Below are 14,415 nucleotides of genomic sequence, written 5' to 3' on the forward strand. Positions count from 1 at the left end.
CCGCCGGCGTGACCTCCGGCGATGGTCTTGATCGGGCGGCTGCGCCGCGCTGGCGGAGTTATGGGGGTAACCGCCCGAAACCGTTGTTACGGCTGAACTGTTGCGAACTCGTCAGGATCCAGCATGCTGTCCTGGTTGGCGTCCGCAGCTTTGAAAAGATCTTCCGACATAGCCGGATTTGCAGCCGTAATTTCTTCAAAAGTCACGAAACCGTCCTGGTTGCTATCGACTGCCTCAAAGGACATGCCCTGTGCAAGAGCCGCAGAAGAAACGGTGAAAGCACCTACGAGGATCGCGGCAGTAAGACGTTTGGACATGATATGACCTCCAACTGTTTGGTTTTGGTCTTGGTGTTCCGTCCATCCGTCAGGTCCCTGCGACCCGTCGAACCGGAACAGGGAGGACTTTGCTGTGGGATCGCGACGGGCAAAGGGCCGCTTGAGGAAAAAGTCGCGGCATTGTTGTGGCCGACATAACGATTCAGTCACTGGTTGGTCAAATTCCTGTCAATTTTGACAGTTTCAGGCAGCTTCGCGACTGAGAAAGGCTTTCTTGCCGTGTTTGTCGTCACCTGACGCCACTTAACGGTAATCACGCGCTCCGAAAATCGCCGAACCGACCCGAACATGAGTCGCGCCGAAGCCAACCGCGGTCTTGTAGTCCGAAGACATGCCCATGGAGAGACCTTTGATCGCGTTGCGGGCAGCGATCTTCTCCAGAAGGGCAAAATGCTCACCGGGAGCTTCATCAATGGGTGGAATGCACATGAGACCGACGATGTTCAATCCGACACCGTCGCGGCAAGCGCGTACGAATGTGTCAACGTCCTGAGGCGCAATTCCCGCCTTCTGCGGTTCCTCGCCAGTGTTGACCTGAATGAAGCACGGCAGCTGGCGATCTTGCCTGTCCATCTCCGATTTCAGCGCTTTCGCAATCTTCAGACGGTCCACAGTGTGGATCACGTCGAATGTTGCAACCGCTTCTTTAGCCTTGTTGGACTGCAAGGGGCCGATCAGATGCAATTCGATCCCATCAAAATCTTCGCGCAGTCCGGGCCATTTCTGCATCGCTTCCTGAACCCGGTTCTCGCCAAAGACACGTTGGCCGGCGTCCAGGACCGGACGAATTGATGCGCTGTCGAATGTTTTGGAAACAGCAATCAATGTGACCGATCCTGAGGCCCGGCTGAATTCGGACTCAGCCTTGCTGATGTCGGTCAGGGTCGCGGCGAGGCGCTCAGCGGCATCGGTCATCAATTTCTCCATGAGAAAACGGTCTGACGAAAGAGACACTCCGGTCTCTGACATTGGCTCCATGCGGTCTGTCATAACCATGTTTGAAATCAGCTTCAAATGGCATCTTAAATCCTCAGTGCCGAAGGCCCGGTCTGCGAGCGGTATCACTTCCTGCAAAACAACTTCATGTGCGCTTTTGGCCGGAAAAGGTCCCTGATCCACTCCTCCAAACGCTTTACGGATGCGGCTTTGCGCAATAAACAGGCTTCAGCAGGCACAAACGCCTGACACATGTTGACCGCGGGCAGGATTTCTGGTGACAGTCCGGCAGTCAATCATTCACAAATTCCGCCAGATCCGGCGGCAAGAACAAACGGCATAATTGATGGCAACGGAACGGTACAACGCGCGCGAAGTCGAAGCGCGCTGGCAAAAGGTCTGGAACGACAAGGATGTGTTCGTCACGCATAACGACGACCCGCGCGACAAATATTATGTCCTAGAAATGTTCCCCTATCCGTCCGGCCGCATTCACATGGGCCATGTGCGCAATTACGCAATGGGAGACGTCGTCGCCCGCTACAAGCGTGCGAAAGGCTTTAATGTTCTGCACCCGATGGGATGGGACGCCTTTGGCATGCCTGCAGAAAACGCAGCCATGCAGAACAAGGTTCATCCAAAAGACTGGACCTACGAAAATATTGCCACGATGCGCGACCAGCTCAAGATTATGGGTCTTTCGCTCGACTGGAGCCGAGAATTTGCGACCTGTGATGTGGCGTATTACACGCAGCAGCAGCGCTTGTTCCTGAGGTTCCTGGAAGCAGGTCTCGTTTACCGCAAGAACGCCAAGGTCAACTGGGATCCCGTCGATATGACGGTTCTGGCGAACGAGCAGGTGATCGATGGCCGCGGCTGGAGATCGGGTGCGCTGGTTGAGCAGCGGGAGCTGACCCAATGGTTCTTCAAGATCTCTGATTTTTCGGAAGATCTGTTGGAGGCGATCGACACGCTTGACCGCTGGCCGGACAAGGTTCGCCTGATGCAGAAGAACTGGATCGGCCGTTCGGAAGGCCTTCGTGTGCGCTTTGAATTCACCGAAGCAGCGCCAACAGGCGACAAGACGCTGGAGATTTTCACCACACGGCCTGACACCTTGTATGGGGCGTCGTTCATGGGGCTTTCGCCCGATCATCCGATCTCGTTGAAGGTGGCCGAAGGCAATCCGGAGCTGCAGGCATTCATCGAGGAATGCCGCAGGGTCGGAACTTCGGAAGAAGCCATTGAAAAAGCGGAGAAGAAGGGGATTGATACCGGCCTTCGGGTCAAGCATCCCCTGGACGCGTCTTTGGAGTTGCCGGTCTATGTCGCCAACTTCATTTTGATGGACTACGGAACCGGCGCCATTTTTGCCTGCCCGGCACACGATCAACGCGATCTGGATTTTGCGCGCAAATATGAGCTGCCGGTCAAACCGGTCGTCTTGCCGAAGGATGCAGACCCGGCAAGTTTTGATGTCGGCAACGAGGCCTTCACCGATGAGGGTACGATCTTCAATTCGGACTTTCTGAACGGTCTTTCAATTGCGGACGCCAAGGAAGCGGTTGCGAAACGACTGGAGACGGACATCGTTGACGGATCGCCTCAGGCAGAGCGTCAGGTCAACTTCCGCCTGCGCGACTGGGGCATTTCACGCCAGCGGTATTGGGGGTGTCCGATCCCGGTCATCCACTGTGACGACTGCGGTGTCGTACCGGAAAAGAATGAAAACCTGCCTGTCCAGTTGCCGGACGACATCAATTTCGACAAGCCGGGCAATCCACTGGATCGACATGCGACCTGGCGCGATACCTCCTGTCCGAAATGCGGGAAACCGGCAAAGCGTGAAACCGACACGATGGACACTTTCGTCGACAGCTCCTGGTACTTCGCGCGGTTCATGGCGCCAGATTGCAGTGAGCCAACCGACCCTGCTGCGGCGACTGGATGGTTGCCGGTCGATCAGTATATCGGCGGCATCGAACACGCGATTCTGCATTTGCTTTATTCGCGTTTCTTTACCCGTGCGATGCAAAAAGTTGGTGCGCTCGATCTGAAAGAGCCATTCAAGGGTCTCTTTACGCAAGGCATGGTCACGCACGAAACCTATCGTCTCGGTGAAGGTGCCAACGGACGCTGGATCGCTCCTGCGGAAATCAAGATCGAGGAAGTCGACGGTTCACGCCGGGCGACCCTGCTTGATACAGGAGACGAGGTTGTCATCGGCTCGATTGAAAAAATGTCGAAGTCCAAACGGAACACCGTCGATCCGACAGACATCATTGACACATACGGCGCGGATACGGCCCGTTGGTTCATGCTGTCTGACAGTCCTCCGGAGCGTGATGTCATCTGGACAGAAGACGGAGTTCAGGGTGCATGGCGCTTTGTCCAGCGTGTCTGGCGTCTTATCGGCGAAATCTCGGAAAAGATCGAGCCTCGCGGCGGAACCGCGCCCGACGTGAGCGGAAAGGCGCTTGAGCTGCGCCGGACCAGTCACAAGACACTGGCTGCCGTTTCGAACGACCTGGAAGGCCTCGGCTTCAACCGGGCGGTTGCCCGTCTCTATGAGCTGGTCAACACGATCAGCAAAACCTTCAACGACGGTGATGCCGATGGAGGAGCGCGTTACGCAATCCGGGAAGCTGCCGATTTCCTGGTCCAGATGATGGCGCCCATGATGCCGCATCTGGCGGAAGAGTGCTGGTCTGCGCTTGGCCATGACAACCTGATTTCCGAGGCCAAATGGCCGGAACCGGAGAGTGAGCTGTTGGTTGAAGACAGTGTCACATATCCGATCCAGGTGAATGGCAAACGGCGTGGCGAACTGACGATTGCAAAAGACGCTTCCAAAGAAGAGGTCGAAGCGGCTACTCTGGCGCTTGAGTTCGTTCGCAAGGCTTTGGACGGAAATTCGCCGAAGAAGCTCATTGTTGTGCCGCAAAGGATCGTAAATGTCGTTGTTTGACAACATCTTCGAGAAGAAAGCCGTTTGGCGGCGCGGTGCACTTTGCGTTGGATTTGCAGCAGTGGTCCTGGTGAGCGGGTGTCAGGTGCGCCCGCTTTACGGCACAAGCACCGGAGAATTCGGGTCGGTTTCGTCACCGGTCGCATCTGAAATGGCGGCCATCGATCTGGCTTCGATCGATGCGCAATTTGCCAACAACGATGCCTCGCGCGTTCTTTACAACGAGCTGACCTACAGGTTTGAGCGCGGCGGCGACGCGCCGGCGAAGAAATACAGGCTGAAGGTGCTGATCGACGTCAGCAATTCTGAAGTAGGTGTGGAACGTTTTGCGGATGTTCCGTCCGCCTATAACACCACGATGAATTCGACCTTCGTCCTGAGCGACCTGGCGACAGATGAAACGCTGATGTCGGGCCGGGCCTTCAAGACCGCTTCTTACGACTTTTCGGATCAACGGTTTGCCAACACGCGAGCCTACCGGGATGCCCAGGAACGGGTTGCCAAGTCGGTTGCCGATGACATAACAGCCCGTGTTGCAGGCTATTTTGCAAGCCAGCAATAGTTTTCTGGCAGAGGTGCTCCGACCGTGACCGTTCTGAAAGCTGCGGAAATCGATCGGTTTGTTGCCAATCCACCTGACGCGGGCGGGGTCGTGCTCGTGTTCGGGCCTGACACCGGACTGGTCTCCGAGCGGGCAACGCGGCTTGTCAACAAAGCCTCTGAGGGGGATAGCGATCCTTTTAATCTGATCAAGATAGACGCCGCGGACATCAGTGCAGACCCCAATCGGCTCATTGATGAAGTGCTGACGGTCCCGCTTTTCGGCGGTCGCCGGATCGTCTGGGTCAAGGACGCCAGCGGCAAAAACCTCAATCCGGCTGTTGAGCCGGTTCTCAAACTGGATGATTGGCAGACCCTTGTTGTCCTCGAAGCCGGAGACATCAAGAAAGGGGCGGGGCTCAGGAAACTTGTCGAGACACACAAGCGTGCTATCGCCTTGCCGTGCTATGCGGACAGCGATCGTGGCATCGATCATTTGATCGACGAGGAAACCCGCGAAGCCGGTCTCTCCATCACGCGGGAAGCGCGCGCCTCTCTGCATAGTCTGCTGGGGGGCGACCGGATGGCAAGCCGGGGGAGCTAAAGAAGCTCTGCCTATATGCACTCCTCAAAGGCCGCATCGACAGTGAAGACATTGAGGCCATTATCGGTGATGCCTCCGCGTTCGAAACATCAGAACTGATCGATGCTGCCGCTGCCGGCGATCTTGCCTTGCTGGATCATGGTCTTGAGCGTTTGGCCGAGGCAGGATCGAAAGCGTCCGTCATTGCCAATCAGGCACTCAAGCATTTTCAGCAATTGCACCGTATGCGTATCGATGTGGACCAGGGCAAAAGTGCACAGGCCGTCATTGATGGCCAGCGCCCCCTATTTTTTTCAGTCGCAAGCCGAAATTTTCGCAACAATTGCGGATCTGGGCGCTGAAGGACCTTGAAAAAGCGATGGACATTCTGAGCGAAGCGACACGGATCTCCAGGCTGAACGATCCACTTGGTGTGCCGGTTCTGTCCGAAGCGCTCTTGAAACTCGGGCGCGCGGCAAGGGCCAGAAACCAACGGCGTTGAACGGGCGCTTTTTTGGATGCGTCTGTGCATTGGTTGAGTGCAGAGACCGGCTTGGCACATCGTCGTACTTGCTAGTGTGCGCTGCAATAGGGTTTATTCCCGTGCAGAACACAGAAATCGGGAGGCGCAGGTGAGCAAAACCAATCGCGGCAATTTTTTCGAAGATTTTAAGGTCGGACAAGTGATCCGCCACGCAACGCCGCGCACTGTTACCAGTGGTGATCAGACGCTCTATACAGCGCTTTACGGCTCCCGGTTCGCAGTCCAGTCTTCCGATGCCTTTGCCAAGTCGCTAGGCTATGCGCAGGCGCCGGTCGATGATTTCCTGACATTCCACATTGTCTTTGGCAAAACCGTTCCGGACATCTCGCTCAATGCAGTTGCCAATCTGGGTTATGCGGGCGGACGTTTTCTGGCTCCTGTTTATCCGGGAGACACAATCTCAACCATTTCGGAAGTCATCGGGAAGAAAGAAAATTCCAACCGGAAAACGGGCGTCGTTTATGTGCGGTCCACCGGGTACACTTCCACTGGAACAGAGGTTCTGGACTACGTTCGCTGGGTGATGGTCAACAAGCGGGATGCAGGCAGTCCCGCACCCGAGGCCGTCGTGCCCGAATTGCCTGCAGTGTTGGATCCGCAGTCGCTTGGAACCGCTGTGCCGCTGCTTGATGCAGCTAACTGGGACAACGATCTATCGGGGTCGGGCTTCCGCTTTGACGACTATGAAGTCGGCGAAAAAATCGATCATGTCGATGGAATGACCGTTGAGGAAGCCGAGCATCAGATGGCAACTCGGCTTTACCAGAACACGGCCAAGGTGCATTTCAACCTGCATACGGAAGCCCACAACAGGTTCGGTCACAGGCTGGTCTACGGAGGGCACGTGATTTCGATCGCTCGAGCACTGTCCTTCAATGGCCTTGCCAATGCATTCCACATCAGTGGCATCAATGGCGGTCGTCATGTCGGGCCGCTTGGGGCAGGTGACACGGTCTATGCCTGGTCCGAAGTACTGGATAAGTCGGATATCGACGGACGGACTGATGTTGGTGCCTTGCGCCTTCGCCTTGTTGCAACCAAAAACCGGTCTTGTGAAGACTTTCCCGACAAGACCGCTGACGGCAAATATCTGGATGAAGTGATCCTCGACTTCGACTACTGGGCCATGATGCCCAAATAAGGTCTGCCACTATGGTCTCCGGTCGTTTTGGAGATTGCCTGCGCCGGATTTGCCCTGGACAAGATGAGTTTCGATTGCCCACACTCCTGTGAAGACTATGGAGACGCATCAACCATGAAAACCGTATCGTTCACGCAGATGAAAGACGGCACGAAGCAGGACTATGACCTGCTGTCCGAGGCAGAAAAACCGTATCATGGCTTGACCGCTGACCGGATCTTCGCCGAACTTCGACGCCAGGGCGAAGACACGCTTTCAGGCTACAAGATCACGCGGCTTGAACATGGGCTCCAGTCCGCGACTCGGGCGCGTCGGGAAGGTGCTGATATCGACTGGATTGCCGGCGCTTTGTTGCATGATGTTGGCGATGGATTGGCACCGCAGAACCACGATCGGTTTTCAGCCGAAGTCATCCGTCCATTTGTTCGTGACGAAGTGGCCTGGGTGGTCGAGCATCATGGGATCTTTCAAATGATCTATTATGCCCGTCACTATGGCTGGGATGAAAACGCGCGGGATCGTTTCAAGGACCACATGCATTTTCAAGCCTGTGCTGATTTCTGCGAACGCTGGGATCAGTGTTCATTCGACCCGGACTATGAATACGATCCACTAGAGAGTTTTGAACCTCTGGTTCGAGACGTGTTTGCACGCAAGGCCTATGACCCGTCTGTCATTCAGATGGGCGTGTCGAAAGGATTGCCGCCTCTCAGTTGATCAGAGGTGACAATCCAAGGGTAGTGACGTCAGGGTTTGGAAGCTGGAACGACTTCCGTGCTGATTGCACCGACGCTGGCACCTTCATTCGAGGCTTTGGAGCCGAAGGGAACCCAACGCTTGAAGAAGCCGCCAACAGAACTGCCGCGACTGTTTTCCTGCGGAGCAAAGGCGGTTTCAACGGTAGATCCTGATGGAGCATCGGTCACCGGGGCCGCGGTGGCTGGTGCACTTGTGGATGCCGTTTGCTGCGCCGCTGTTGCGTCCGCATTTGCACCAGCTTCCGTTGCTGCGGTCTGCGTGGCTTCGTCGCCTCCCAGGACTTCCGCCAAGCGGTTGGAACGGTCTTCCCAACGCTTCTGACGCTCTTCACGTGCATCGTAGCGCGCTGCGAGTTGCTGGAATTTGGTGTTGTCTTTTTTCTGCTTAGAGGCAACCGCCGAGGCTATGCGCGGGCTCACCTGGTACTCGGGGCATTTGGCCGAAGCGCGGAAAGGTACGCCCTCAACAAGCGTGGTCGCATCGAAGACGTATTTCTTTTCACAGACAGAAACTTGCGGCGGCACGTTGGCAACTTCGAAATGGTCGTACCCGGTCTTCAGCATTTTCCAGAAATCCAAATGCTCGCTGTCCCGGTGACGCGCCATGTTTTCCGGTGTCATGCGGAATGGATATGCCTGGACCTGGAACGAGCGCTGTCCACCTTTAAAGCTGTCGCGGGCGAGAGAATAGATATCCTGTACCTGCTCGTCGGTCATGGCGTAGCAGCCACGGGAGGAGCAGGCTCCATGCACCATGAGGTGCGATCCCGTGCGTCCGTGAGACTGGTCATACCGGTTTGGGTAGCCAAGATTGAAGGCCAGGTGATAACTGGAATTCGGGTTCATCAGCGCAGGCGTGATTTCGTAGAAGCCTTCTGGTGCCTGGCGGTCACCTTCTTTGAATTTCGGACCGAGTTTGCCCGACCACTTGCAGATTTCGAAGTCTTCAAGAAGTTTGTATTTGCCTGACTTTGTCTGCTTCCAGACCTCGAGCTGAGACTCTTCCTTGAAGATCCGGATCATGATCGGTGATGTCGAACTCATGTTGAGATCGTTCATCTTGCGCTTGAGTGAAGCGCTGACCGGCAGATTAGCCTTGTTGGGACCGGCGCTGAATTCATCTGCCTGGCAAGCTGCGAGAAAACCTGCTGCGAGTATGACAGCCCCGAGCCTGACGGCCTTGCGACCCTTTCGGCGTTGCTCTGTCTGCAGCAGGGCTGCTGGCGATTTTAAAATACGCCGAAACACCATTATTACTATCCCAAACTTGTTGGAAAGCGTTCCAAACCTAGCGAAAGCCCTACGCGGTCAGGTCGCATTTCCTGCGTCTCGCCCCCGCGCAAAGGCTAGGGAATGATGGTTGACGATAGGTTACTGGACCGGAATTGCCTTCGCGATGCAAATTCCGGTGATCAGAACAACTTTTTCTCCAAATGAAAAACGTGCCCAACTTGGCCTGAATGAGGGTAAATTCTGGCCATAGCAAGGCGAAAGCGGCCGAAAGCCGCTTTAAACCGAGTAAAATACTCACAATTTCAATGGAATGCCTGACGGCCTGTCAACCGAGTGTTCGGCCAATGGAGATGAATTTCTCGCGGCGCTGCTTGCGTAATTCTTCAGCGGAAAGTTCCGCCATGCTTTTCAAAGCAGTCTCGATTGCCTTGCCGGTGTTGTCGATCACAATTTCGCGTGCTCTGTGCGCACCGCCGACAGGTTCGCCGATAATTTCGTCAATCACGCCCAATTGCCTGAGATCCTGAGCCGTGATTTTCAACGCTGTTGCAGCGTCCTGTGCCTTGGCGCTGTCGCGCCAGAGGATCGAAGCTGCACCTTCCGGCGAAATCACGGAGTAAATTGCATGTTCGAGCATCAGCACCCGGCTTGACGTTGCAATCGCTATTGCACCGCCCGATCCGCCTTCCCCAACAACAACGGCAACGGAAGGGGTGCTGAGGCCAAGACCCTTGTCCGTCGATCTGGCTATGGCCTCAGACTGACCGCGTTCTTCCGCGCCCCGGCCAGGATACGCACCGGACGTATCGACGAAACTCACCAGCGGCAAGCCGAAGCGTTCCGCCATTTCCATGACCCTTACGGCCTTGCGGTAACCTTCCGGGCGAACCATGCCGAAATTGTGCTTCAGGCGGGATTCCGTATCGTGGCCTTTTTCCTGCGCGAGCACCGCAACGGACTGGCCGCGGAAACGACCGATCCCGGCAATCAGCGCGTGGTCTTCCGCGAATTTCCTATCTCCGGCGAGCGGAGTGAAATCCTCAATCAATCCGGCGATGTAGTCGACGGCGTGCGGGCGGTCCGGGTGCCTGGCAACAAGTGTTTTCTGCCAGGGGGTCAGCTTGGTGTAGAGGTCCTGCAGCGTCTGCGACGATTTGGTTTTCAGCCGTTCGATTTCACTGTCGACATTGACTTCTTCACCGTCTTCAGCTGCGAGAGCCTTCAGTTCCTGGATCTTGCCTTCAATGTCTGCAACGGGCTTTTCGAATTCCAAATAGCTGTGCATTTACTCGGTTACCTGAACAAGCCGGCACCGCCTTAAAAATCGGTCGATCCGGAAATAATTGACGGGTCACGGCATTCGCCATGTTGTCATAACGTGGAGGGCTGTAACAAGAGACGCAAGGGGGCGCAAGCCTAGGCTGTTGTTCCGGGCTCCGAATAGACCCTATTTCAAGAAGAAGCCTTGAATTGAACCGATTTGGCCTGCGATTCCGAACCGGATCAGCGGCGCGCGGCCTGTTCCCTGCCAGCGCCGTCAACGCTCAGCTTTGTCGCTTCAACCACGAGCCGCCCGTTTTTAGTGTCCATGGAAATGCGATACGGGATCAAAACGTTGTCCCGCCCAAGCGGAGCGATCCAGATTTCCATGTTGGCGCGAGCCATGCGCTTGACCGATTCCTTCGAAGGACGGTGGCCTGCGATGGGAACCCAGCGGGCCTTGCAGACAACAACCGGCCCGTCATAGCCGCGTCCGGAAACTTCCTTTGTTCCCTGGTAGCTCAGCTTGATGTCGAAACGGGTCCAGCCATCGAAAATCGGCAGCTTCCTGCTGCACGCTTTCGGGCCCAGACTGTCTTTTGCGCGTCCGACCGGCATCAGTGCCGCGCTCAGAGGGTCAATCGCATTGCGTTTATGGCGCCGGGTGACCTTGATGCGCTCGGCGTTCGGTTTGAATTGCGGCGCAACGTCAGAGGAACGAATATGGCCTGAACCCTGGTTAAGCTTGACGTAGAAGTCGATGTTGGAAGCGTGGGAAGCCATACGGTACTTGGAGGGAACAACCTTCGAGCCGACCAGCCATCCCGACGCTTCAGCGCCTCCTTTGCCGGTGGAGAACAGAGTTCCGATCCCGGCGGGTGCAAGGCTGACTTTGGCGGAATAGGCGTTGCCTTTCATGGCCAGCGAGAGCGTGCCCTTGCCGATCTTGAAGCCGGCAATCGAAATTGCATAAAGGCCGCCGATATTCGTTTTCTTGGCTTCTGCAGGTGTGACCAGCAGTGCACCAACAACCATCGGCAGGGCGACCAGCCGCCCGAGAGACGTCAAACCAAACACTTTAAAACCTCCGGCCTGCCAAAACGGCAGCAAATTGCGCCCCCGCGCCTTGAAGTGTTCCGCGACGGTAACCATAGCATGAAATCAGCGTGCAGAACGAAATCAATCATTCTAAATTATGGTAACTCACTGGTTAACGCTTGGCACTTCTGCGAATTAAGTCAGAGAAATTCCGCATTAGGCCTCAGATCTCTTGACCTGCGCGCGCGCTGCCATTATAGCGGAGCAACTTTTTCCGAGAAATGCCGGAGACGATGTCGCCGGACCTAAGGTCCGCGCCGGTTCCGGTTTGGACTTGCTGGGTTCCAAGTAACGGCCCAGCCACGAAAACAAAAGGTGATATCATGGCACGCCGTTGCGAACTCTCCGGCAAAGATGTGATGACGGGCAACAACGTCTCTCACGCGAACAACAAGTCCCGCCGCCGGTTCCTGCCGAACCTGTGCAATGTCTCGCTGCTGAGCGACACGCTTGGCGAAAGCTTCAAGCTGAAGGTCAGTGCGCATGCACTGCGTTCTGTTGAGCATCGTGGTGGTCTTGACGCCTATCTTCTGAAAGCCAGCGATGCTGAGCTTTCAACAGCTGCTCGCAAGATCAAAACCAGCATCAAGCGCAAGCAGGCCGAAGCCGTAGCCGCTTAATTCCCGTTAGGGCATAAAAATGACAGACACCCGGAGCTTCTCCGTGGGCCATTACGCTATCGCGATCCTCGCGATGGCGCTCGTTGTTGTGGCCTCCAACTACCTCGTTCAGTTTCCCGTGCAGCAAATCGTCGGTGGTATCAATCTGGCCGATACGCTGACCTGGGGCGCGTTCACCTACCCAATTGCGTTTTTGGTGACGGACCTGACCAATCGCCGTTTCGGACCAACAGCCGCACGCAGAGTGGTTATTTCCGGCTTTGTTCTGGCAATCGTCATTCCGCTGCTTTTCTGGACAGCCGATGAAGCCTTCACCACGCCGCGCATCCTGATTGCGTCCGGTACAGCCTTCCTGGTGGCTCAGTTGCTCGACGTGACGATCTTTGACCGCCTGCGCCGGATGGCCTGGTGGAAAGCGCCGATCACTTCGTCGCTGATCGGCTCGATGATCGATACCATCCTGTTCTTTGGTATCGCCTTCGCCGCTAGCTTTGCTTTCATTGACGGGTTCTTCGGCATGGACAACGGTTCTTTGGCATTCCCGGTTCCGTTCCTCGGGATCAGCGAAGGAACACAGACACTGTTGTGGGTGTCGCTGGCAGCCGGAGACTTCCTCGTGAAGATGCTGGTAGCAGTTGCCTTGCTTGCGCCTTACCGGATTGTCCTTGGTCTATTCCAGCCGGTTCCCAACGGATCTGCTGCCTGAGGCGACCAGGACACTGTTACTTCTTAAATGGCGCTCAATCGGGCGCCATTTCTTGTTTCAGGCTGACTTGCGATCCGCCTTGAATGCTGTGGTGTTGCCGCAATTGCTTTCCTGGCTGAAACACAGCAGGTTTAAACATTTCCTGACCAGGTCCAATGTATGCAAAGCATGAAGAAGTTTGAGGGCGGTTGTCTGTGCGGCAAAGTGCGTTTTGTCGCGTCTGGGAAGCCCTATCGCGTCGGTCTGTGTCACTGCATGGACTGCCGCAAGCAGCATGGCGCGCTCTTTCATGCTTCCGCGGTCTTTCCGGAAGATGCAGTGATCATCGAGGGAGACGTGAAAGAATTTGCTGGGCGTTACTTTTGCCCGGAATGCGGCTCGTCCGTTTACTCCCGCACATTGGACGAGATCGAGGTCAATCTGGGTGCACTGGACGCACCGGATCAGCTCACGCCAACCTATGAACTCTGGACCATTCGCCGGGAAAACTGGTTGCCTGAGTTTCCGCTCAAGACGATGTATGACCGGGATCGCACGTTGAAGGATCGCTCAGAAGATTGAGGTGAATGCGGCCATCCTGGCGCATGCAAGGAACTCATTTCTGTATTCATACAAGGGTCAGATGGAAGGAAACAAACAGGTTAGTCATCCAGTCGAAACCGCAAGAACACCGTTCTTTGCAGTAAGGAGCGGTTGTTGTCGGAAAGAAGCGTCAGAATAGTTTCACCCTTGTCGTTCTGGTGAATGCTGAGTGCTTCCATGTTGTCGATCTGATAGCCGTAGTCTGCTTCCAACAGGATTTCACCTTCGAGTTTCGCGCCCGGTAAAATCGAAGCGGCTTCAAACCGCCGCAATCGCAGACCGATCAGGTCTCGCAGATTAAAGCGGCGCTCCATCAGCACCAGATCACCATTTGGTAAAAACGCTGCGTCCGTTGCATCGAAACGATCCTCGCGATTGATGCTGAAACGTTCCGTACCATCGGGGCCGACAATGTAGCCCTTGAGGTCCTGAAAATCGCTCGGAGAAGATTCCGCAATGGCAATCAGCTTTCCGGCCAGGGGGCTGTCGGCAGGCGGTGCTGCCAGTGATTCCAGACCCGCATTGCGCGGCAGTCCCCTGATTTCGTCGACAAGGGCAACCTCGCCGATCATATGTTCCTTGCCGGTGGCAAGCGGCCAGGGATAGTGATATATGGCATTGCGCGTTTCAGCGGTCACATAAAGACCAGTCTCTGAAAGTGTCAGGGCTTCCGTATCGTGGCCCCAGCGCGCGGTCAGTGTTTTGCCGTCATGGCCGAGCAGTTGGGCGTAAGAGACATCTTTGATATCGAGTGGGCGTCCGTCCGGAGCCTGTTCGATGGAGCCTGTGACCCAATGACCATTGTCGGTCACCGCCAGAAAGCGATCACCGCCATCCAGACTGATCAGGCCGGAGAGGCCGCCGATCTTCCGATCCGACGCCAGAAGCTCCAGTCCGCCAAGAAATGTCAGCTTCCCGAACTCGGTGTCTTGATGACCGATCCGGAATGTCTCGATGTCCTTTGTGCGAACCTTTACCTGTTCGCCCTGCGACAGCAATTGCTGTGCGAGTGGAGGATCTTGCCAGGTGACCAAGGTGCACAGGAATATCACGGCCGCGACTAGGCATCCTCTGATGTTGCGACGTTTTCCCGGTGCCTGCGTCATTT

At 55.7% G+C, this 14,415-nt stretch carries 16 protein-coding genes; 9 read left to right on the forward strand and 7 right to left on the reverse strand.

Going from position 1 to position 14,415, the window contains the following annotated elements:
- Positions 1 to 86 precede the first annotated feature (86 nt).
- Positions 87 to 317, reverse strand: a complete 231-nt coding sequence (locus tag ACZ1HV_RS17310) for a PLC family EF-hand domain-containing protein (protein ID WP_298965883.1) — start codon at positions 315 to 317, stop codon at positions 87 to 89.
- A 264-nt stretch (positions 318 to 581) separates the two neighbouring features.
- The gene (locus ACZ1HV_RS17315; RefSeq protein ID WP_298965887.1) at positions 582 to 1,253 is read right to left on the reverse strand and encodes a YggS family pyridoxal phosphate-dependent enzyme; all 672 of its coding nucleotides are present in this window, start codon (positions 1,251 to 1,253) and stop codon (positions 582 to 584) included.
- Positions 1,254 to 1,620: 367 nt separating this feature from the next.
- On the opposite strand from ACZ1HV_RS17315, the gene leuS reads away from it, so the two are divergent.
- From leuS to holA, 3 genes are read left to right on the forward strand one after another with little or no spacing between them, the layout of a single operon-like run.
- Positions 1,621 to 4,242, forward strand: coding sequence for a leucine--tRNA ligase (gene leuS, locus ACZ1HV_RS17320; protein ID WP_472715842.1), 2,622 nt, complete (start codon positions 1,621 to 1,623; stop codon positions 4,240 to 4,242).
- Positions 4,229 to 4,804, forward strand: coding sequence for a hypothetical protein (locus tag ACZ1HV_RS17325; RefSeq protein WP_298817461.1), 576 nt, complete (start codon positions 4,229 to 4,231; stop codon positions 4,802 to 4,804). The genes leuS and ACZ1HV_RS17325 overlap by 14 nt, the downstream gene beginning before the upstream one ends.
- Positions 4,805 to 4,828: 24 nt before the next feature.
- Entirely contained in the window at positions 4,829 to 5,386 is a 558-nt protein-coding gene (holA, locus tag ACZ1HV_RS17330) for a DNA polymerase III subunit delta (protein ID WP_472715843.1), read from the forward strand.
- 89 nt (positions 5,387 to 5,475) lie between these two features.
- Here holA and ACZ1HV_RS17335 read toward each other — a convergent pair whose 3' ends face one another.
- Positions 5,476 to 5,607: a hypothetical protein gene (locus tag ACZ1HV_RS17335; RefSeq protein WP_472715844.1), complete on the reverse strand. Its 132-nt coding sequence runs from the start codon at positions 5,605 to 5,607 to the stop codon at positions 5,476 to 5,478.
- A gap of 137 nt (positions 5,608 to 5,744) precedes the next feature.
- On the opposite strand from ACZ1HV_RS17335, the gene ACZ1HV_RS17340 reads away from it, so the two are divergent.
- From ACZ1HV_RS17340 to ACZ1HV_RS17350, 3 genes are all read left to right on the forward strand, one after another.
- Positions 5,745 to 5,867, forward strand: a complete 123-nt coding sequence (locus ACZ1HV_RS17340; protein WP_472715845.1) for a hypothetical protein — start codon at positions 5,745 to 5,747, stop codon at positions 5,865 to 5,867.
- A gap of 130 nt (positions 5,868 to 5,997) precedes the next feature.
- Positions 5,998 to 7,050 (forward strand): MaoC family dehydratase, encoded by a 1,053-nt coding sequence (locus tag ACZ1HV_RS17345; RefSeq protein WP_298985270.1) that lies wholly within the window; start codon positions 5,998 to 6,000, stop codon positions 7,048 to 7,050.
- Positions 7,051 to 7,164: 114 nt separating this feature from the next.
- Positions 7,165 to 7,767 carry an HD domain-containing protein gene (locus tag ACZ1HV_RS17350; RefSeq protein WP_298965900.1) on the forward strand — a complete coding sequence of 201 codons (603 nt, stop codon included), beginning with the start codon at positions 7,165 to 7,167 and terminating at the stop codon, positions 7,765 to 7,767.
- A gap of 29 nt (positions 7,768 to 7,796) precedes the next feature.
- Here the strand turns inward: ACZ1HV_RS17350 and ACZ1HV_RS17355 are convergent, their stop codons facing one another.
- The 3 genes from ACZ1HV_RS17355 to ACZ1HV_RS17365 form a co-directional block, all read right to left on the reverse strand.
- The gene (locus ACZ1HV_RS17355; protein WP_298817455.1) at positions 7,797 to 9,059 is read right to left on the reverse strand and encodes a L,D-transpeptidase family protein; all 1,263 of its coding nucleotides are present in this window, start codon (positions 9,057 to 9,059) and stop codon (positions 7,797 to 7,799) included.
- A 307-nt stretch (positions 9,060 to 9,366) separates the two neighbouring features.
- Positions 9,367 to 10,326, reverse strand: a complete 960-nt coding sequence (locus ACZ1HV_RS17360) for an acetyl-CoA carboxylase carboxyltransferase subunit alpha (RefSeq protein WP_298817453.1) — start codon at positions 10,324 to 10,326, stop codon at positions 9,367 to 9,369.
- 218 nt (positions 10,327 to 10,544) lie between these two features.
- The gene (locus tag ACZ1HV_RS17365) at positions 10,545 to 11,378 is read right to left on the reverse strand and encodes a DUF3108 domain-containing protein (RefSeq protein ID WP_298965906.1); all 834 of its coding nucleotides are present in this window, start codon (positions 11,376 to 11,378) and stop codon (positions 10,545 to 10,547) included.
- 344 nt (positions 11,379 to 11,722) lie between these two features.
- Here ACZ1HV_RS17365 and rpmB point away from each other — a divergent pair, with 344 nt between their 5' ends.
- The 3 genes from rpmB (at position 11,723) to ACZ1HV_RS17380 (ending at position 13,286) form a co-directional block, all read left to right on the forward strand.
- The gene (gene rpmB, locus ACZ1HV_RS17370; protein WP_298817449.1) at positions 11,723 to 12,019 is read left to right on the forward strand and encodes a 50S ribosomal protein L28; all 297 of its coding nucleotides are present in this window, start codon (positions 11,723 to 11,725) and stop codon (positions 12,017 to 12,019) included.
- Positions 12,020 to 12,038: 19 nt separating this feature from the next.
- Positions 12,039 to 12,725, forward strand: coding sequence for a queuosine precursor transporter (locus ACZ1HV_RS17375; RefSeq protein ID WP_298965908.1), 687 nt, complete (start codon positions 12,039 to 12,041; stop codon positions 12,723 to 12,725).
- Positions 12,726 to 12,893: 168 nt separating this feature from the next.
- The gene (locus tag ACZ1HV_RS17380; protein WP_472718464.1) at positions 12,894 to 13,286 is read left to right on the forward strand and encodes a GFA family protein; all 393 of its coding nucleotides are present in this window, start codon (positions 12,894 to 12,896) and stop codon (positions 13,284 to 13,286) included.
- An 80-nt stretch (positions 13,287 to 13,366) separates the two neighbouring features.
- Here the strand turns inward: ACZ1HV_RS17380 and ACZ1HV_RS17385 are convergent, their stop codons facing one another.
- Positions 13,367 to 14,413, reverse strand: coding sequence for an esterase-like activity of phytase family protein (locus tag ACZ1HV_RS17385; protein WP_472715846.1), 1,047 nt, complete (start codon positions 14,411 to 14,413; stop codon positions 13,367 to 13,369).
- Positions 14,414 to 14,415 lie beyond the last annotated feature (2 nt).

The sequence above is a fragment of the Roseibium sp. JB4-4 genome (genome assembly GCF_055693425.1).